At 69.5% G+C, this 18,627-nt stretch carries 21 protein-coding genes and 1 pseudogene; 11 read left to right on the top strand and 11 right to left on the bottom strand.

Going from position 1 to position 18,627, the window contains the following annotated elements:
* The first annotated feature begins 16 nt into the window (after positions 1-16).
* Positions 17-1,342, top strand: coding sequence for a M20/M25/M40 family metallo-hydrolase (locus ACWGID_RS19725; protein ID WP_452198449.1), 1,326 nt, complete (start codon positions 17-19; stop codon positions 1,340-1,342).
* Here ACWGID_RS19725 and ACWGID_RS19730 read toward each other — a convergent pair.
* Genes ACWGID_RS19730 through ACWGID_RS19740 form a run of 3 tightly spaced genes read right to left on the bottom strand, consistent with a single transcriptional unit; the run spans position 1,333 to position 5,024 of the window.
* Positions 1,333-3,774 (bottom strand): glycosyl hydrolase, encoded by a 2,442-nt coding sequence (locus ACWGID_RS19730; protein ID WP_452198451.1) that lies wholly within the window; start codon positions 3,772-3,774, stop codon positions 1,333-1,335. The genes ACWGID_RS19725 and ACWGID_RS19730 overlap by 10 nt on opposite strands.
* Before the next feature lie 32 nt (positions 3,775-3,806).
* A complete protein-coding gene (locus ACWGID_RS19735; RefSeq protein WP_452198453.1) occupies positions 3,807-4,448 on the bottom strand; it encodes a lysoplasmalogenase in 642 nt (213 codons plus the stop codon).
* Between the two features lie 42 nt (positions 4,449-4,490).
* Complete coding sequence (locus ACWGID_RS19740; protein ID WP_452198455.1) at positions 4,491-5,024, bottom strand: LysR substrate-binding domain-containing protein; 534 nt, start codon at positions 5,022-5,024, stop codon at positions 4,491-4,493.
* Between the two features lie 94 nt (positions 5,025-5,118).
* On the opposite strand from ACWGID_RS19740, the gene ACWGID_RS19745 reads away from it, so the two are divergent.
* Positions 5,119-5,250: a hypothetical protein gene (locus ACWGID_RS19745; RefSeq protein ID WP_452198613.1), complete on the top strand. Its 132-nt coding sequence runs from the start codon at positions 5,119-5,121 to the stop codon at positions 5,248-5,250.
* On the opposite strand, the pseudogene ACWGID_RS19750 reads toward ACWGID_RS19745, so the two are convergent.
* Positions 5,218-5,352, bottom strand: a pseudogene (locus ACWGID_RS19750) (helix-turn-helix domain-containing protein); the annotation flags it as partial. The gene ACWGID_RS19745 and the pseudogene ACWGID_RS19750 sit on opposite strands and share 33 nt — an antisense overlap.
* A gap of 73 nt (positions 5,353-5,425) precedes the next feature.
* Here ACWGID_RS19750 and ACWGID_RS19755 point away from each other — a divergent pair.
* Positions 5,426-6,634, top strand: coding sequence for an MFS transporter (locus tag ACWGID_RS19755; RefSeq protein WP_452198457.1), 1,209 nt, complete (start codon positions 5,426-5,428; stop codon positions 6,632-6,634).
* Here the strand turns inward: ACWGID_RS19755 and ACWGID_RS19760 are convergent.
* From ACWGID_RS19760 to ACWGID_RS19770, 3 genes are read right to left on the bottom strand one after another with little or no spacing between them, the layout of a single operon-like run.
* A complete protein-coding gene (locus tag ACWGID_RS19760) occupies positions 6,605-7,423 on the bottom strand; it encodes an ABC transporter permease (protein WP_452198459.1) in 819 nt (272 codons plus the stop codon). The two genes, ACWGID_RS19755 and ACWGID_RS19760, sit on opposite strands and share 30 nt — an antisense overlap.
* Entirely contained in the window at positions 7,383-8,222 is an 840-nt protein-coding gene (locus ACWGID_RS19765; protein ID WP_452198460.1) for an ABC transporter ATP-binding protein, read from the bottom strand. Before ACWGID_RS19765 ends, ACWGID_RS19760 begins: the two co-directional genes overlap by 41 nt.
* Positions 8,219-8,695 carry a MarR family winged helix-turn-helix transcriptional regulator gene (locus ACWGID_RS19770; protein ID WP_452198462.1) on the bottom strand — a complete coding sequence of 159 codons (477 nt, stop codon included), beginning with the start codon at positions 8,693-8,695 and terminating at the stop codon, positions 8,219-8,221. Before ACWGID_RS19770 ends, ACWGID_RS19765 begins: the two co-directional genes overlap by 4 nt.
* Positions 8,696-8,790: 95 nt before the next feature.
* Here ACWGID_RS19770 and ACWGID_RS19775 point away from each other — a divergent pair, with 95 nt between their 5' ends.
* Positions 8,791-9,207: an ester cyclase gene (locus tag ACWGID_RS19775; protein ID WP_452198463.1), complete on the top strand. Its 417-nt coding sequence runs from the start codon at positions 8,791-8,793 to the stop codon at positions 9,205-9,207.
* 2 nt (positions 9,208-9,209) lie between these two features.
* Positions 9,210-10,247, top strand: a complete 1,038-nt coding sequence (locus ACWGID_RS19780) for a helix-turn-helix transcriptional regulator (protein ID WP_452198465.1) — start codon at positions 9,210-9,212, stop codon at positions 10,245-10,247.
* On the opposite strand, the gene ACWGID_RS19785 is transcribed toward ACWGID_RS19780, so the two are convergent.
* Complete coding sequence (locus tag ACWGID_RS19785; RefSeq protein ID WP_452198467.1) at positions 10,225-10,410, bottom strand: DUF5703 family protein; 186 nt, start codon at positions 10,408-10,410, stop codon at positions 10,225-10,227. The two genes, ACWGID_RS19780 and ACWGID_RS19785, sit on opposite strands and share 23 nt — an antisense overlap.
* Positions 10,411-10,443: 33 nt before the next feature.
* The gene (locus ACWGID_RS19790; protein ID WP_452198469.1) at positions 10,444-11,385 is read right to left on the bottom strand and encodes an aldo/keto reductase; all 942 of its coding nucleotides are present in this window, start codon (positions 11,383-11,385) and stop codon (positions 10,444-10,446) included.
* Positions 11,386-11,436: 51 nt separating this feature from the next.
* Here ACWGID_RS19790 and ACWGID_RS19795 point away from each other — a divergent pair, with 51 nt between their 5' ends.
* Both ACWGID_RS19795 and ACWGID_RS19800 read left to right on the top strand, forming a co-directional pair.
* Complete coding sequence (locus ACWGID_RS19795; RefSeq protein ID WP_452198471.1) at positions 11,437-12,495, top strand: LLM class F420-dependent oxidoreductase; 1,059 nt, start codon at positions 11,437-11,439, stop codon at positions 12,493-12,495.
* The gene (locus tag ACWGID_RS19800) at positions 12,495-13,322 is read left to right on the top strand and encodes an undecaprenyl-diphosphate phosphatase (protein WP_452198473.1); all 828 of its coding nucleotides are present in this window, start codon (positions 12,495-12,497) and stop codon (positions 13,320-13,322) included. Before ACWGID_RS19795 ends, ACWGID_RS19800 begins: the two co-directional genes overlap by 1 nt.
* Before the next feature lie 124 nt (positions 13,323-13,446).
* On the opposite strand, the gene corA is transcribed toward ACWGID_RS19800, so the two are convergent.
* Complete coding sequence (corA, locus tag ACWGID_RS19805; protein ID WP_452198475.1) at positions 13,447-14,427, bottom strand: magnesium/cobalt transporter CorA; 981 nt, start codon at positions 14,425-14,427, stop codon at positions 13,447-13,449.
* Between the two features lie 41 nt (positions 14,428-14,468).
* Between corA and ACWGID_RS19810 the strand changes: the two genes are divergently transcribed.
* Genes ACWGID_RS19810 through ACWGID_RS19820 form a run of 3 tightly spaced genes read left to right on the top strand, consistent with a single transcriptional unit; the run spans position 14,469 to position 16,543 of the window.
* Positions 14,469-15,164 (top strand): histidine phosphatase family protein, encoded by a 696-nt coding sequence (locus ACWGID_RS19810; RefSeq protein WP_452198477.1) that lies wholly within the window; start codon positions 14,469-14,471, stop codon positions 15,162-15,164.
* A 12-nt stretch (positions 15,165-15,176) separates the two neighbouring features.
* Positions 15,177-15,752, top strand: a complete 576-nt coding sequence (locus ACWGID_RS19815; RefSeq protein WP_452198479.1) for a DUF3090 domain-containing protein — start codon at positions 15,177-15,179, stop codon at positions 15,750-15,752.
* Positions 15,749-16,543, top strand: a complete 795-nt coding sequence (locus tag ACWGID_RS19820) for an SCO1664 family protein (RefSeq protein WP_452198480.1) — start codon at positions 15,749-15,751, stop codon at positions 16,541-16,543. Before ACWGID_RS19815 ends, ACWGID_RS19820 begins: the two co-directional genes overlap by 4 nt.
* Here ACWGID_RS19820 and ACWGID_RS19825 read toward each other — a convergent pair.
* Positions 16,540-17,244 carry a DUF6882 domain-containing protein gene (locus ACWGID_RS19825; protein WP_452198482.1) on the bottom strand — a complete coding sequence of 235 codons (705 nt, stop codon included), beginning with the start codon at positions 17,242-17,244 and terminating at the stop codon, positions 16,540-16,542. The genes ACWGID_RS19820 and ACWGID_RS19825 overlap by 4 nt on opposite strands.
* A 118-nt stretch (positions 17,245-17,362) precedes the next feature.
* Here ACWGID_RS19825 and mshC point away from each other — a divergent pair, with 118 nt between their 5' ends.
* A complete protein-coding gene (gene mshC / locus ACWGID_RS19830; protein WP_452198483.1) occupies positions 17,363-18,592 on the top strand; it encodes a cysteine--1-D-myo-inosityl 2-amino-2-deoxy-alpha-D-glucopyranoside ligase in 1,230 nt (409 codons plus the stop codon).
* Positions 18,593-18,627: the final 35 nt, after the last annotated feature.

Below are 18,627 nucleotides of genomic sequence, written 5' to 3' on the forward strand. Positions count from 1 at the left end.
CGAGAGGATGGGGCGCATGACGACCCCCAGCGACCGTCCGTCGTACGCCCCCGATGCCGAGGTGGTGGAGCTCTGCAGTGAGCTGATCCGGATCGACACCACGAACTACGGCAACGGCAAGAGCAACGGCGAGCGGGTCGCGGCGGAGTACGTCGCCGCGCAGCTGGACGAGGTCGGCATCGAGTCGACGATCTACGAGTCGGAGCCGGGTCGCGCAACGCTGGTCGCGCACTGGGACGGCGAGGACCAGAGTGCGGACCCGTTGCTCGTGCACGGGCACCTGGACGTCGTACCAGCGGATCCGAAGGACTGGAAGGTCGACCCGTTCGCGGGGGAGATCTTCGACGGGTGCGTGTGGGGTCGCGGCGCCGTCGACATGAAGGACTTCGACGCGATGGTGCTGTCCGTGGTCCGGGCCCGCCAGCGCGCCGGCGTGAAGCCGCGGCGGCCGGTCCGCCTGGTCTTCACCGCCGACGAAGAGGCAGGCGGTGTGTACGGCGCCCAGTGGCTGATCAACAACCACCCGGACACGGTGGCGGACTGCACCGAGGGCATCGGTGAGGTCGGCGGCTTCTCGATCACGGTCAAGGACGACCTGCGGCTGTACCTGATCGAGACGGCCGAGAAGGGAATGAACTGGATGCGCCTGAAGGCTCGCGGTACGGCGGGCCACGGGTCGATGGTGAACACCGACAACGCGGTCACCAACCTGGTCGAGGCGGTCACGCGGATCGGCTCGCACGAGTGGCCGCTGCGCGTCACGCCGACCGTCCGCGAGTTCCTGAAGACGCTCGAGGACGTGCTCGAGGTGGAGCTCGACCCGGAGGACATGACGACGACGCTGGCGAAGCTCGGCAGCTTCAGCCGGATGTTCGGCGCCACGATCCGGAACACCGCGAACCCGACGATGCTGAACGCCGGCTACAAGGTCAACGTGATCCCCGGCGACGCCGAGGCGCACATCGACGGCCGGTTCCTCCCCGGGTACGAGGACGAGTTCTTCGCGACGATCGACGAACTGCTCGGCGACAAGGTGCAGCGCGAGACCGTCGTCCAGGACATCGCGCTGGAGACCGAGTTCAGCGGTGGCCTGGTCGAGGCGATGAAGGCCTGCCTGGCCGCCGAGGACCCGCAGAGCCGGACGGCGCCGCTGCTGATGTCGGGCGGTACGGACGCCAAGTCGTGGAGCCGGTTGGGCGTGCGGTGCTTCGGGTTCGTCCCGCTGCAGCTGCCGCCGGACCTGGACTTCATGGGCATGTTCCACGGCATCGACGAGCGCGTGCCGACCTCGGCACTCGAGTTCGGTTCGCGGGTCCTGGACCGCTTCTTGGATCAGGCCTGACGGACGATCGTCGGTACGGCGAGTAGCCCGGAGTACACGTAGTCAATCGCGTGCTCGATGTGCTGCAGATCGAAGCGGCGCCCGTTCTGCGCGGTCACCTCGGCGGCCGCGTCGAGCAGATGCTGATCGACGGACAGCGCGTTCGCAGCCGTGTTGTGGACGACAACCCGCAGCTCGTTCACGCCCGGACGCACGGCACCGCTGAGATCGATCCGGTACGGCGGCGCCCACAGCGAACCGCAGTGGGTGTCGTTCAGCCACACGTCTGCGGCGACCCCGACCGGCGGATTGATCAGCGCCCGGTACGAGTTGCCCGGGAGATACGGCTCGCTGTCGGGCGCGACCAACGAGCCGGCGCCGAAGTCGAGCAGCAGGCGGTCGCCACTACCCGAGAGCTCGAACGTGGTGCGGTACGTGGCCGAGCCGGAGTACGTCGCTCGCTCGCGGTCGTCCTCCCAGCGGTGCGGGAGTTCCACCGGACGCACGTCGTTGTCGAAGGCAACCGTCCACTCGCCGTCGAGCGTGCTGACCAGCTGATCCGCGGGCGCGCCGGTGTCGACCGCGGTGGTGGCGGGCACGAGGACGGCTGACTCGTAAGGGTGCAGGGTCGTGGAGCGGCGGACGCTGATGTCCTCCGAGCGCGGGTTCCAGACCTCCATCGGCTGGTCGAAGGTCAGCTCGCGCGGCACGGCGCCGGTGTTGGCCACGAAGTAGAAGTCACCGTCGTCCAGCCGCCGGTGCACCACGCCGACGTCGGGCACAGCGGCCAGCGGTGCGGCCGGAAGCCGACCAGCGAGGGCGTCGATATCCGTCACCACGAAACCGCCGGCCGCAGCCACGGCGTCGAGCCAGTCCCGGGTAGCAGGAGCTGTCGTGGTCCCGTCCGGAACGACGATCAGCGAAACGTCGGCCGGATCGACCACGGCGATCGCGTCGTCGTCGACCAGGTCGAAGTCGAGACCCGCTTCCCGGATCGTCCGCGGGACGCTCTCCGGGATCAGCTGCCGAACCACGCGGTACAGGTTGTTCGGCTCCGAGAAGCCGGCCCGCACGGCGGCGTACGCGTCCGAGGCCGGGATGTAGATCTTCACCGGCCGGACCGGTGTGCCCTGCTGCAGGAGCCACGAGAGCCGGTGCAGGGAGCCGAAGAGAGCCGTTGCCGTCGGCCACCAAGGGTTGCGGTCGTCGAGAGCGCCGGCCGCGTAGAAGATCCAGCCGAGGCCGGGACCGTTCGAGGGGGAGTACGGCCAGCCGTGACCGATCAGCTGGTTGACGCCGGACAGGAAGTGTTCGTGCGCCTCACCCTGGAGATCGAGCGGCGTGGCCCGGAACGACGGCGAGTGCACCCACGTCCACACCTCGGCCGACACCACAGACCGGCCGTAGACAGCGGCAGCGGACGACGCCCACCGGGTCTCCGGGATGCGCGTCCACCCCCAGCCCTCGCCCTCGAAGATGTCGGCGTGCCGGTAGCTGCTCATCGTCGCGGGCGGCTCACCGTAGCTCTGGATCCGGAACGGTACGCCGTACCCGGCCGCCCAGCTCTGGAAGACCTTCAGGAAGTTGTCCTCGTACAACTCGGACAGCGTCCGGCCGAAGTCGATCCGCAGCTGCTTCGACCCGTCGGTGTTCACCAGCAGTTCGAACAGCCGCGGCCGCAGGTCGTAGCCGCGACGCTTCGCGAACTCGTCGAAGATCGCCGGCGTCCAGTCGCCGCCGTACACCTCGAGGCTGTCGCAGAACACCGACCCGAGCAGCTCAGGAGTGGCTGCCTTCAGCAACGGCTCCGCGACCGTCCGGATGTGCTCGTGTGCAGCGGCAGCTGAATAGTGGTCGAGCGTGTGTCCCTCGGCGCCCGCCGCGGTCCGCTTCACCTGCTGACCGGTCACGCGGGACGTCGCGATCAGCACCTCGCGCGGCTGACCACCCGCCGGCACCTGGATCACCCCGTCGCGCGCGGGCACCTCGACGTACGACGACGGCGCCCCGGAGGACCCGTCACCCACAAAGGCGGCCACGAACTCGTCACCAGGCCAGGACGCCGCGATCGGTACGTCGTACGCCGCGGAGCCGATCTCGCGCCGGTCCCAGTGCAACTGCCGCGCGGCCAGCTCCGGTCCGATGTGCGGACCGCCGAACGACCATCCGCTGCCCAGCGTCACGTCGAACCGCAGGCCCAGCTCGCGTGCCTTCCGCGCCGCGTGGCCGACGAGTTCCAGCAGCTCAGGCGATCCGAACGGCGCGGTCACCGGCCCCATCGGGTACACGAACGCGACCTCGGCCCCGCCGAGCCCGGCCGCGGCCATCGCCTCGAGCTCCCGGTCGAGTTCGTCCCGCTGCACCGACGGACCGAACCACCACCAGCGCATCATCGGCCGCCCCTCGGGCGGCGGGTTCCGGAACTGTCGTCGTACGTCGTCGACGGTCGCCATACCCTTCACCCCATCGCGACCGGCGACGCGGGTCAACGCGGATGACCAGTACCGGTCACTCTGTCCCGCGACTCGGTGACTCCCGAGGCGAGCAGGTACTGGCCGACGGCGTACGTCGCCATCGTCAGGGCTCCGCGGCCGCGGAAATCACGGCCGGCCATCCGGAGCGCGATCAGCGAGTCGGAGATCAGGAACAGCGCACCGCCGGCGCCGCTGCGCGAGTTGTGCCAGCGGGACGTGATCGCGGTTGCCGTCAGCAACAACGCGTACGCCGCCACCGGGACCCGCAGGCCGCCGAGCCTGGGGGACAGCACCGCGATCAGCGCCGCCCAGAGTGCCGCGTACGCCGCGAGCACGCGCCAGGAACGTTGTGACGGGTCGGCGAGGAAGACGGCGAGGTAGCACGCATGGGCCGCACCGAACACCGCCATGCCGGCCAACTCGAGATTCGTCTCGAGCAACAGATCGCCCGCGGCCGAGGCCAGCAGCGCGGCTTGCAGGAGCGGTGAGGCGTCCTGCGTGCGCGACCACTGCCACAACAGCGGCATCAGGGTGGGCTTACTGACCAGTTTGAGGATCTTGGCATCGAAGGCCACAGCCGCGACCTGCACCACCGTCGCGCCCCAGAACCCCGCCAACACCCGGCGCCCCCGCGCCAACCTCCCCAGGTTCATATTTCCGAGTGTGCCGCAGACGGCGCCAGAACTCACCGGTGTTCATGACAAGTTCAATGTGGCGCGGAGGTCCGGGAGATAGGCCATCAGGGGTTCCGGCGGGGTCGGCGTGGTGACGACCGAGAGCGTCAGGCGGTACCGGAAGGGTGCTGGGACCAGGTGCTCGCCGGGCCGGAGCTCGGTGGCGAGGGCGCTGCGCGGGATCAGCGCGAGGTGTGAGCGGCGGCGGGCCATGGCGACGGTGGTGCTGAGCGTGACGCCGCGACGGGGCAAGGCACCCAGCGCGGCCAGGCGGGTGTGGACCTCGTCGCTGCCTTTGTCGTAGGTGGAGAAGGCGATCGGGCGGTCCTTGAGCGGTTGCCGGCCGCGGCCTGGCGGACGGGCGCCGGGCGGCACGAACAGGACGAGTTCATCGTGGCCGACGCGCTGCGCGACGGTGCCGCGGGGGAGTGTCATCTGCTCGGCGATCGCGATGAAGGCGGCGTCCATGGTGCCTTCCGCGACGCGTTCGACCAGGAAGTGGCCGTGGTCGACCTGTTGCTGGATCTCGAGGTTCGGGAGATCGGCGTCCAGCACGGGGGAACAGGATCGGGGCGATGCTGACGAAGGTGCCGATCACCAGTCGCCGGCCGGTGGCGGCCAACCGAGTGGCGTCGTACACCTCCTCGAGGTGGCCGAGGATGTGGTCGGCGCGGCGGCTGAGCTCGGCGCCGGCCAGGGTCGGGCGGGCGCCGCGGGTGTCGCGTTCGAAGAGTTTGGCGCCGCAGAGCCGTTCGAGCCGGGCGAGCCGCTGCGAGGCTGACGGCTGGGAGATCCGCAGCTCGCGGGCCGCCGTACCGACGGCGCCGGTCCGCGCGACGGCCTGGACCAGGCGGAGGTCCTCGACCGATGGTAATGAGGCCATAGGGTGAGCCTATGGCAAGCGGGCAACCGCCGGTAGCTACCTGAGGTGCGCCGGGACGCCAAGAATCCTTGCTGTGAGGGCAAAACTCGAAGCACTGGCCTTGCTGGCCGGCAGCGGGACGGCGGACTTCGCGTTCCGGATCGCGCAAGTGGCACTGCCGTTGGTGATCCTTCGCGAGACCGGATCGGTGGCAGCGACCGGGTTGGTCGGTGGAGCTGCCGGAGTGCCGGTGTTGTTGTCGCCCTGGTGGGCGCGAAAGGCGCGTCAGTGGGTCGACTCCGGGCCGCGGCTGGCCCTGGCCGCGCTGGTCTCAGCGATGGCGCTGGCGTCCGTGCCGACAGCAGCCGGCCTCGGGGTGTTGTCACCGCCGTTGCTCGTGCTAAGTGGCCTGCTACTGGGGTTTGGCGATGCCTTGTCGAATCCGGGGCGGTCGGCGTTGCTCGCGGACACCGGGGACCGATGGGGCGAGGGACGGGCAGTCCTGCTGCTGACGTGGCAGGACGGACTACGGCGGATCGGAATGCTCATCGGGCCGACGGTGGGGGCGCTGGCGGTGTCCGCGGGGTTCACAAACGAGCTGCTCTGGGCGGAAGCCGTCGCGGTCGTGGCGGCCGGGCTCCTCGCCTGCACGGTCCAGCCCGAGCGCACGCCCGCCGCAGACCCGGTGGCCGCCGGAGGTCCTTCCATCCGCGAGAGCCTGCGCGGGCGGAGCGACGTGTTGTACGGGTGGATCGTGCGCGGCACCGGCTGCGTCACCTGGTTCGCCTTCACGCTCGGTCTCTCGGTGGTGGGCGAGGAACGCGGACAACCAGGCGTCTACCTCGCCGCAGGCATGACCGGGTACGGCGTGGGCTCGCTGGTCGGAACCGCGGTGTCCTTGGCAGTGGTACGGCGTACCAAACCGGTGGTGACGGCGGCTGTCGCGTGGGGCTGGTCAGGACTGTGCTGGGTCGGGATGGGCGTCTGGACGACACCTCCCGTGATCGCGGTCATGGGCGCGTTGTCAGGCGTGACCGTGGTGATCGGGATCGCGGCCATCTCAGTCCTCATCACCCGATCGTCCCAAGGGGCGGAACGTCGAACGCTGCTCTCGGGCCAGAGCGTGGTGGTGAGCGCCGGGAGCGCGGCCGGGCTGTTGGTGGGCGGACCGATCATCGGCGCGATCGGAGCGGAGTACAGCCTGGTCGGCGCCGGGCTGATCACCGCGGTCGTCTCCGGACTCGTTCTGCTGCGGTGTCAGACCGCGGGATCTCTAACGGGCGAGGCGGCCCAGCAGCGCTGATGCGGCGATGATGCCGGCCACGGCGGCGACGATAAGGACGGTGAAGTCGAGCCAGTACGTCGTCGGCTGGCCGATCAGGAGGCCACGCAGCGCACTGACCTCGTAGGTGAGCGGGTTGACGTGCGAGATGGTCTGCAGCCAGCTGGGCATCAACGCGACGGGGTAGAGCGCGTTCGAGGCGAAGAACAGCGGCATCGTGATCGCCTGCCCGATACCCATCAACCGATCGCGACGCAGGACCAGGCCCGCGATCGTCATCGAGAGGCACGAGAAGAACGCCGCGCCGAGCACTACGACGACCAGGACCGCGAGCAGCTTGAGCGGGTTCCAGGTCATGCTGACGCCGAGAAGCGCCGCAACGATCATCACGACGATGGCCTGCGAGATGGTCCGGACGCCGGCCGCGAACGCCTTCCCGGCGACCAGCGCCGAGCGCGGACTCGGGGTGACGAGCAGCTTCGTGAGGATGCCGGCGTCGCGTTCCCAGATGATCTGGATGCCGAAGAAGATCGCCACGAACAGCGCCGACTGCGCGATGATCCCGGGCGCGAGATAGTCGAGGTACGGGACGTCGCCGGTCGGGATCGCCCGGATCCGGCTGAACGTCTGGCCGAAGATCACCAGCCAGAGGACCGGCTGGATGGCGCGGGTCACCAACTCGGTCCGGTCGTGCCGCAGCTTCTGCAGCTCGACCAGGCAGAACGTACCGATCCGCGAGAACAGCCGCAGGACCGCTCGCGGCCGCGAATCAACCCATGCGTTGGGCGGTGCGACGGGTGCCACGGACATCGCGCAGCCCTCCCTTCTCCGCAGCTGCCAGGCTCTCGCCGGTGTGGTGCCGGAACACGTCCTCGAGGCTCGCGTCCGGACCGAGCTCGGCCTTCAGGTCAGCGGGCGAACCGATGGCTCGCAACCGGCCGAGGTGCATCAGCGCCACCCGGTCGCAGAGCACGTCGGCCTCCTCCATGTAGTGCGTGGTCAGCAGCACGGTCATCCCGTACTTCTCCTGCATCTCCTGCACGCGCGCCCACACCGAGTCCCGCGCGACCGGGTCCAGCCCGACCGTCGGCTCGTCGAGCACGAGCAGCGCGGGCCGGTTGACCAGCGCCTGCGCCAGCTCGAGTCGCCGTACCATGCCACCGGAGTACGTCGACGCGAGCCGGTCGGCCGCATCGGTCAGATCCACGATCTCGAGTACTTCGGCCACGCGGGCGCCGCGTTCCTTCCGGGGTACGTCGAAGAGCCGCGCGAACCACGAGACGTTCTCCCGGCCCGACAACGCGCCCTCGATCGAGAGCTGCTGCGGGACGTAACCGAGCAGCCGGCGTACCGGCATCGCGTCGGTGCGGACGTTCAGGCCGAAGACGCGGACCGTGCCCGACTGCGGGGGATAGAGCGTGTTCAGCACCCGGAGCGTGGTGGTCTTGCCGGCGCCGTTCGGACCGAGGAGACCGAAGCACTCGCCTGGGGCGACAGTCAGGTCGAGGCCGTCGACCGCGAGATGCTCGCCGAAGCGGTGGCTCAACCCGCTGATCGCGACGGCCGGCGCTGGATCGGCGGTGCGATCGGCGGTGGGATCGGCACTCATACGCGCTCCTTCCGGTCTTGCTCGAGGTTTTGCTCTGCGGGGTGCAATCGCTCGGCCAGTCCGGCGAGCACGGGCAAGGCGGCTCGCAGTGCATCGCGGTCGTCGTCCGCGAGGTCGTCGAGTGCCCGGGTGACGAGCGCCGTACGCCGGTCGCGCCAGGCCTCGACCTGTTCGCGGGCCGGATCGGTGAGCGTCAGTCGCGCGACCCGGCGGTCGGACGCGTCCGGGGTGCGCTGGATGAGCCCGCGCTCGGTCAGCTGGCCGACGAGCGTGGAGACGGTGTTCGCGACCAGGCCGAGCTCGGCCGCGGCCTCGGCGACCGAGATGCCCGGGTTGCGGCGAACCGTTCGGACCAGCTCGGCCTGCGAGTCGGTGAGTGCGGACAACGGGAACGGCCGGCCGACCGATCGGCGCAGATGCCGGCGCACCAGCCCGATCGCCGCCAGCAGGTCCTCGGCGAGATCCTCGGTCACGTCTGACAGAATACCTCTGTCGCAGAGATATTTCACCGGCAGAACCCCAACTAATCGGGGTATCCGCCGGATCCCGGTCCGCGCACGCTCGAGGTATGAACGCAACAGACAGCAACAAAACCGTCGTCAAGGACTTCATCGACGGACTGTTCAGCCAAGGAGATCTCGGTGCGGTGGACGCCCACCTGGCCGAGGACTTCATCAACCACGACCCGCCGTTCGGCGTCACGCCGGACCGCCAAGGAATGCGGGACGCCGCGCAGATGATGCGGGCCGCGTTCCCCGACTGGCACAGCGACCTGCACGCGCTGATCGCCGAGGGCGAGGTAGTCGTCGAGCGGTTCACAGCCGGTGGGACGCAGCGCGGCGAGGTGATGGGTGTGCCGCCGAGCGGGAACACCGTCAGCCTGGCCGGGATCAACATCTGGAGGCTCCGGGACGGGCTGATCGTCGAACGCTGGGGGCTGCTCGACGAGCTCGGCTTCGCTCGGCAGCTCGGCGTAGCATCCTGACCATGGGGGCGGGGGATCGCCTGGAGATGCTGATCCAGCGCTGTTACGCGGGGCTGGACGCCGATCAGCTGCGGTCCGAGGTGCTCGCGCGGCTCCGGGGCGTGTTGACGGTCGACGTGGCGTTCTTCGCGACGGTCGATCCGGCGACGATGCTGTTCACGTCGGCGGTCGTCGACGAGCCGCTCGGTGCGGTCACCGAGCAGTTCCTCGCGAACGAGTTCGGGCAGGATGACGTGAACAAGTTCGCCGTACTGGCCGGTGGCCGCGACCCGGTGCGGTCGCTCGGCCAGGCGACCAGGGGCGACTGGGGGAGCAGTTCGCGGTACGTCGAGGTGATGCGGCCGCTCGGTCTGGGCGACGAACTCCGCGCTGCCCTGCGGTCGAACGGCCGCTGCTGGGGGGTCTTGTGCCTGCACCGCGAGAATGCGGACGCCGGCTTCGCCGTCCAGGAACTCCAGTTGGTACGCCGCCTCGCACCGCACCTCGCCGAAGGACTGCGCTTGAGCCTCCGGGGCCGGCCACCCGCGGGCACCGGGCGCGACGTGGGTCCGGGGGTCGTGGTGCTTGACGGGTCGCTGCGGACGCAAGCGGTGACGGCTGAGGCGGAGTACTGGCTCGGGGAGCTCGGGCCGGTGGTGGAGTTGCCCGTGGGGGACTTGCCGGTGGCGGTGCGGGCGGTGGCTGCACGGATGCAGCTGGATCGGGCGACCGCGCGGCTGAAGGTCAGGGCGCGTGGCGGTGAGTGGCTCGAGCTGCAGGCGTCGCGGCTGGGTGACGACGGGCAGATCGTGGTGGTGATCGAGCCGGTGACGCCGGCTCAACTGGGGTCTTTGCTGCTCGATCTGCACGGGCTCACCGCGGCTCAGCAGCGGGTGACCGAGTTGTTGCTGCGCGGCTGTTCCACGCGGCAGATCGTCGAGCGGTTGTGTCTGTCGCCGCACACCGTGCAGGAGCACGTGCGGGCGTCGTTCGACAAGGTCGGCGTCGGCAGCCGACGGGAGCTGGTGAGCGCCTTGCTCAGATGGTCCGCATCACCCTGATGATGCGGCGCCGGAGCCAGACCCGGCGCGAACCGTCGGGATAGCGTCGCAGCCGGGCCAGCTCCCAGCCGCCGTACTCCGCGTGCTCGGTGAGCAACTTGCGCACCGCGCCGCGGGACTCCGTCCTGGACACCTCGAACTGCTGCAGTTCGTACTCGGCCATCCACACCTCCGCACTACCAGAACGCCAACGACCTCACGAAACATCCTCCAGCGCCGCCGCGATCGCCGGCGGCAGAGTGAGCTCCTCCACTCCGAGGACTGCTTTCAGTTGTAGCGCAGTACGGGCCCCGACGATCGCCGCCGACACTCCGGGCCGGTCCCGCACCCAGGTGAGCGCCACCTCGAGCGGGGTCCAGCCGAGCCCGTCAGCGGCGCGCGCGACCGCTTCCACGATGCCCGAAGACCGGCCGTCGAGATAGGGGTCGACGAATCTGGACAGATGCTGGGACGCGGCCCGTGAGTCCGCGGGGATGCCGGTGCGGTACTTCCCGGTCAGCACGCCGCGACCGAGCGGCGACCAGGCCAGGATCCCGATCCCCAGCCCCGCGGCGGCCCGGATCGCGTCGACCTCGGCGTCCCGGGCGAGCAGCGAGTACTCCACCTGGTTCGCGACCGGGACCGCGCGGCCCGGCCAGGCCTGCTGCCAGGTGACGGCGCGGGCGGCCTTCCAGCCGGCGTAGTTCGAGACGCCGACATACCGCACCTTGCCGGAGCTGACGGCGTAGTCGAGCGCGGAGAGCGTTTCCTCCAGCGGCACGTCGTCGGACCAGGTGTGCAGCTGCCAGAGATCGATGTGGTCGACGCCCATCCGGCGCAGCGACCCGTCCAGGTCGCGGAGCAGGGCGCCGCGGGACGTGTCGGTGATCCGCTCGCCGCGGCGCACGCTGAACCCGGCCTTGGTCGCGATCACCACGTCGTCGCGGTCCACCACGTCGCCGAGCAGTGACCCGATCAACAGCTCGCTGTCACCGTCGCCGTACGCCGCGGCGGTGTCGATCAGCGTGCCACCGGCGGACACGAACGCGGCCAGCTGCTCGCGCGCCTCGTGCTCGTCGGTGTCGCGGCCCCACGACATGGTGCCCAGGCCGAGCCTGCTCACCGCGAGTCCACTGTGACCGAGATAGCGCTGTTGCATGACCCGAGCCTATTGCGGCCCACCGACATGTTCTCGCTAGGCTCGCCAGTCATGCGACTCGGACTCAACATCGGCTTCGTCTACGGCGGCGACGACCATCTGGACCACCTGAGGCTGGTCAAGGAGGCCGAGGCGCTCGGTTTCTCGGTCACCTGGGCCGCGGAGGCGTACGGCTCGGACGCCGCCACACTGCTCAGCTGGATCGCCGCCCAGACCACCACGATCGACGTCGGCGCGGCGGTCTTCCAGATCCCGGCCCGGACGCCGGCGATGACCGCGATGACGGCGGCCACCCTGGACCGCCTGTCGAACGGCCGTTTCCGGTTGGGCCTCGGCGTCTCCGGGCCGCAGGTGTCGGAGGGCTGGCACGGGGTGCGTTTCTCTCAGCCACTGCTCAGGACCCGTGAGTACGTCGACATCGTCAACGCGGCGCTCCGTCGCGAGACGGTCGCCTACGAGGGGAAGTACTTCACGCTCCCGTTGCCCGACGGACCGGGCAAAGCCCTCAAACTGACTGTGCGGCCGATCCGCGACCACGTACCCGTGTACCTGGCCGCGGTCGGACCGAAGAACCTCGAGCTGGCCGGCGAGATCGCCGACGGCTGGCTCGGGATCCTGAACGACCCCGGATTCCTTGGAGAGCAGTTGACGCACATCAGGACGGGCCGGCAAACCCGTCACGGTTCCGAGAGCCTCGACGGTTTCGACGTCGTGGCGTCGGTGCCGGTCATGACCGGAGACGACCTGCAGGCCGCGGCCGACCCGATCCGTGGGTACGCCGCCTTGTACATCGGCGGCATGGGCAGCCGGGAGAAGAACTTCTACAACGCGCTCGCGGTCCGGATGGGCTACGCGGACGAGGCGAAGGAGATCCAGGACCTGTACCTGGACAAGAAGCACCGCGAGGCGATGGCCGCCGTACCGTTCGGCTTCCTGGACTCGATCTCGCTGCTCGGTGACAAGCAGCGGATGGCCGAGAAGCTGACGGCGTACGCCGAGGCGGGGGCGACGACCGTCGCGCTGACGCCGTTCGCGTCAACCGTGGAGCAGCGGATCGCCGACCTGCACACCGCGGCCGAGGCCCTCGAACTGGCCGGGGTCGGCAGCTGATGACGATCCTGGACGCCATCATCCTCGGCATCGTCGAGGGCCTGACCGAATTCCTCCCGGTCTCCAGCACCGGGCACCTGACGATCGTGTCGAAGATGCTCGGCCTGAAGATCGACGACCCGTCGATCACCGGCTTCACCGCCGTCATCCAGGTCGGCGCGATCGCCGCGGTCGTCCTGTACTTCTGGAAGGACATCCAGCGGATCGCGGTCGCCTGGGTCCGCGGCCTGGCCAAACCGGAGTACCGCGGCGAGTTCGATGCCCGGATGGGCTGGTACGTGATCGTCGGCTCGGTGCCGATCGTGATCGTCGGCTTCCTCGCCCGGGACCTGATCTCCGGACCGCTGCGCAGCCTGTGGTGGGTGGCCGCGGCGCTCATCGGCTGGTCGTTCGTGATGGTCGCCGCGGAGCGCCTGGGCAGCAAGAGCCGGCCGTTGACGCGGATCACGTTCGTCGACGCGCTGGTGATGGGCCTCGTCCAGTGCCTGGCGCTGATCCCCGGCATCTCGCGGTCGGGCGCGACGATCTCGGCCGGTCTGTTCCGCGGACTCGAGCGGGTCGCCGCGACCAGGATCTCGTTCCTGCTCGGCATCCCGGCCCTCGTCGGGGCCGGCGTCTACGAACTGAAGGACGCGGTCAACGGCAACGTCGGGGTTGTCCCACTGATCGTCGGGACCGTGGTGAGCTTCGTCGTCGCCTACGTGTCGATCGCCTGGCTGCTGCGGTTCGTCGCCAAGCACACGATCGAGGTCTTCGCGTTCTACCGCCTGCTGCTCGGCGTCGTCCTGATCATCCTGCTCTCGACGAGCACGATCACCGCAACCTAACCCGCTCGCGCCGCGGTCCTCGTTTGAGGGGCCGGCCCCCGATCCGGTGGGGTGCGTACCCGAAATACCAGGTGCTCACCCACCGTTTGAGGGGTCGGCCCCTCAAACGAGGCGGGGGCGCGACCTAGAGCCAGCCGACCTTGCGGAAGAAGCGGTACATGGTGACGCAGACCAGCGCCATCACCAGCAGGATCGCGTAGTAGCCGAAATGCCAGCGGAGCTCGGGCATGTTGTCGAAGTTCATCCCGTAGATGCCGGCCAGCATCGTCGGCACGGCGGCGATCGCGACCCACGCCGAGATCTTCCGCATGTCGTCGTTCTGCTGCACCGACACGCGCGCGAGATGCGCGTTGAGTGCTGAGGACAGCAGTGTGTCGATCGCCTCGGTCTGGTCGGAGACCCGGCTGAGGTGGTCGGCCACGTCGCGGAAGAACGGCCCGGCCTTCGCGGCCAGGCCGGCCATACCGTGCGCGAACTGCTCCATCGGTTCGCGCAGCGGATCGACCGCCCGGCGCATCTCCAGCACCTCACGCTTCAACCGGTAGATCCGCTCCGCGTCGCTGGTCCGCTCGGGGGAGAACACCGAGGACTCGATCTCGTCGACGTCGATCTCGACCTGCCCGGCGACGTGCTCGTAGTCGTCCACTACCTCGTCACAGATCGCCCACAGTACGGCGGCCGGCCCGTGCCCGAGCATCGACGCGCGTTCCTCGAGCTCGTGCCGCGTCGTGGCGAGCTCGCCACCCTCACCGTGCCGCACCGTCACGACGTACCGCGGGCCGACGAAGACGGTCACCTGACCGGTCTCGACGGCGTCGCCCTCGTCGACGTACCAGAGGGTCCGGAGCACGACGAGGAGCGTGTCGCCGAAGCGTTCCACCTTGGGACGCTGGTGCAACTGCAGCGCGTCCTCAACTGCGAGGTCGTGCAACCCGAAGAGCCGCTGTACCCGCGCCATCTCGGCGTCCGAGGGCTCGTGCAGACCGATCCACCCGAAGCACTGCCCGTCGTCGTCGATGGCCTGGGCAACCGTCTCGGGATTCTTGGGCAGGTCCTGCCGTTCCCCCTCGGCGTAGACCCCGCAGTCGACGATCACGCCACCCATCATTGCATCAGGGGTTGCGCCGACCGGATAACGTGCCTTCCATGCCCACCGTGATTCTCGTCCGCCACGGTCGTAGTGCCGCGAACACCTCCGGAACGCTGGCCGGGCGGACGCCCGGCGTGAAGCTCGACGCCACCGGGATCGAACAGGCCGCCGCCGTCGCGGGCCGGCTCGCCGAGCTGCCGCTGGCCGCGATCGTCACCTCGCCGTTGGAGCGCTGCAAGCAGACCGCGGCCGCGATCGCCAAACACCATCCGGAGTTGCGTCCGGCAACCGATCGCCGGCTGACCGAGTGCGGGTACGGCGACTGGACCGGCCAGAAGATCGCGACACTCGCAAAAGACCCACTGTGGGCCGTCGTACAGCAGCACCCGTCAGCGGTCACCTTCCCGAACGGCGAGTCGATGCGCGGCATGCAGCAACGCGCCGTCGACGCGGTGCGCGCACACGACGCCGAGCTCGCCAAGACCCACGGAGACGGCGCGATCTGGGTGGCGGTCTCGCACGGCGACGTGATCAAGGCGATCGTCGCGGACGCGCTCGGTCAGCACCTGGACACGTTCCAGCGGATCGTCGTGGACACCGCGTCGACGACGATCATCACCTACACCCCGGTGCGCCCGTTCCTGGTCCGGCTGAACGACTCCGGCAGCGAGCTGGCCTCCCTGATTCCTAAGCCGTCAGCGAAAGCCAAGCCGAAGAAGCAGTCCTCGGACGCGGTAGTCGGTGGACGGTAATAGGGTCTAGGTATGGCGCGAGTTGTGCACTCCTTCGACGACCCCGAGCGGTTCGTCGCCGGCACCGTGGGGGAACCCGGTGCCAGGACCTTCTTCCTGCAGGCCCGGGCCGGGCATCGGCTGACCTCGGTGGCGTGTGAGAAGGAACAGGTGATGGCCCTCGCGGAGCGGCTCGACGTGATGCTGGACGAGGTCGCCCGGCGCTTCGACCGGGACCCGGTCGCGCAGGGCGGGTCGGACGACAACGCGCCGCTCGAGCAGCCGATCGAGGAGGAGTTCCGGGCCGGCACCATGACGCTGGCCTGGGAGGCCGACGCGGAACGCGTGGTGATCGAGGTGTTCGCGGTCGTCACCGGTGAGCAGGTCGAGCTCGAGGAGGAGGACCCGGTCGCCGCGGCGATGGAGTCCGACGACGCCGAGGTGTTCGTGGTCCGGATCACCGAGGAGCAGGCGCGGTCGTTCGCCCGCCGCGCGGTCGCATTGGTCGCGTCCGGTCGCCCGAGCTGCCCGTTCTGCGGCCGGCCGATCGACGCCGACGGCCACATCTGCCCGCGCGCCAACGGCTATCGCAGGCACCTCCCGGAATGACGGTCGACCCGGAGCTCCTCGCCCTCGGAGAGCTCGCGCTGCACGGCCGCCTGGTGGCCGCCTCGAACGGTACCTACCAGGGTTCGGTGAGCCTGGCCGGCGAGACCGCGACGGTGGTCTACAAACCGGTCGAGGGGGAGCGCCCGCTGTGGGACTTCCCCGATGGCACGCTGGCCCAGCGCGAGTTCGCGGCGTACGTCGTCTCGGAGGCGCTCGAGTGGTCGGTCGTGCCACCGACTCTGTTGCGCGACGGTCCGCTCGGTGTCGGCATGGTGCAGCTGTGGATCGACGAGGCCGAGCTCAAGGCGGGGGAGACCGAGCTGGTCGACATCGTCCCGCAGGGCCGCGTGCCGTCCGGCTGGGTCGGTGTGCTGGAGGCTCTCGACGGCCGCCACAACCCGGTGACGTTGGTGCACGCGGACAATGACGCGTTGCGCCGGATGGCCGTATTCGATGCCGTGGTCAACAATGCCGACCGCAAGGGCGGCCACGTGCTGAACCCGGGCGACGGCCGGGTGTACGGCGTGGATCACGGCGTCACGTTCAACGCCGACGACAAGCTCCGCACGGTGTTGTGGGGTTGGGCCGGCGACCCGATCTCGGCCGACCTGCTCGACGACGTACGGCGGTTGGCGGATCAGCTGGCCGGTGCGCTCGGTCAGCAACTCTGCGAGCTGATCACCACTGTCGAATTGACGGCGACCAGGGAACGTTGCGCGGCGCTGCTCAAGACTGGCACGTTCCCGTACCCGAGCGACGACTGGCCGGCGATTCCCTGGCCCGCGTTCTAGGCCTTCGGTTCGACGTTCACGTTGGCGAGCCGACCTTGCTCGTCGTACGACGTGACCACGATGCTGCCGTTCGGCGCCGTACCCCGGAGGAACTCGGCGTTCTCCTGGAACTGGAAGCCGAAGTGCTGGAAGTAGCCGCGGACCACTCGCCGGTGGTCGGCCGGGAACACGCTCACCGCGGTCGTCAACAGCCGGGGTGTCGCGAGCGCGTCGAAGCCCGCGCGCGGCAGCTGCTCGTCAGCCACGTGCAGGTAGACGTGTCCGCGGCCCTCGTTGATCGCGGTCGACCAGACACCACGACCGCCGAGTACGGCGCCGGCCGTGATCGCCAGCGTGATCGCGGCCTGCTCCGGCTGCGGGAAGCCGCTCAGGTCCGGGCTGTCCGTGGTGAACTCGGCGATCCGGTGCTGTTCGCCGAACGCGCGGATGCCGGCCGTCGGCGCGACGGCCGGCGCGTCCGCGCCGAAGCCCGGGTTCGCCCAGCCCCACAGCCAGGTGTGGTCGAGCTCGGAGAAACTGCCGAGCAGCGAGACCCGGCCGAGGACGCCGCGCTCGCCGGTCAGCGTGCGGGCGTCGAGGTCGGCCTGCAGCGAGTCGGGCCCGACGACCTCGTTGAACAGGTCCTGCTGCTGGATCGAAGCGGCGGCGATCCAGGCGCCGTACGCCTGGAACTCGGGGCTGAAGTCTGCTGATGCGCTCATCACCCGCGAGGCTACCGGCCATCGGGCGCATAGCTCACCCCACTGTCCACCGCAGCCCGGACCACGGAATGGAACCGTGTCGCGTCATTGAAAATCGGACTGGCATAAGCTCCGACACATGCAGGCGTGGACGAAACCAGACATCCCGGTCGTACCCGGGCCGGCCCGGCGGCTTCGCCTCTACGACACCGCGTCCGGCGGCTTGGTCGAGGTCCCGCCGGCCCCTGGCGACACCGACGGGCCCGCGCGAATGTACGTGTGCGGCATCACGCCGTACGACGCGACGCACATGGGGCACGCGGCGACGTACGTCACGTTCGACCTGGTGAACCGGCTCTGGCGGGACGCGGGGTACGACGTCTCGTACACGCAGAACATCACCGACGTCGACGACCCGCTGCTCGAGCGCGCGACCGCGACCGGCGTCGAGTGGACCGATCTCGCGGCGCAGGAGATCCAGCTGTTCCGCGACGACATGACCGCACTCCGGGTGATCCCGCCGCAGCACTACATCGGCGTCGTCGAGTCGATCGACCTGGTCGCGGACGCGATCGAGGACCTGAAGCGCGCGGGCGCCGTCTACTCGGTCGACGGCGATCTGTACTTCGCGGTGAAGACTGACCCGGCCTTCGGCGGGGTGTCCAACTACGACCGCGAGACGATGAACGAGCTGTTCGCCGAGCGCGGTGGCGACCCGGAGCGCGAGGGCAAGCAGGACCCGCTGGACAGCCTGCTGTGGCGGCACGAGCGGCCGGGTGAACCGGCCTGGGACTCACCGCTCGGACGCGGCCGCCCGGGGTGGCACGTGGAGTGCTCGGCGATCGCGCTGAAGTACCTCGGGATGACGTTCGACGTCCAGGGCGGCGGGTCGGACCTGATCTTCCCGCACCATGAGATGTCCGCGAGCGGCGCTCAGGTGGCGACGGGGGAGCACCCGTTCGCGCGCGCTTACGTGCACCAGGCGATGGTCGGTCTCGACGGCGAGAAGATGTCGAAGTCCAAGGGCAACCTGGTGCTGGTGTCGAAGGAGCGGCTGGCCGGCGTGGACCCGATGGCGATCCGCCTCGCGCTGCTCACCCACCACTACCGGACGGACTGGTTCTGGACCGAGTCCGACCTGACCGACGCGCAGGCGCGGCTGGACGTCTGGCGCGGCGCGATCGGTCGCGGCGCGGGACCGGACGGTTCGGCCGCGGTGGACGCCGTACGGGCGGCACTCACGAACGACCTGGACAGCGCGGGCGCGCTGGCGGCTGTCGACGCGTGGGCCGAGGCCGAGGGTGACGACCACGAGGCGCCCGCCCTGGTCGCCCTCGCCGTCGACGCTCTCCTCGGTATCAAGCTCTAGCAAACAGTTCGGGGAGGGCCGACCGTCCTCCCCAG

Source organism: Kribbella sp. NPDC054772, assembly GCF_053611945.1.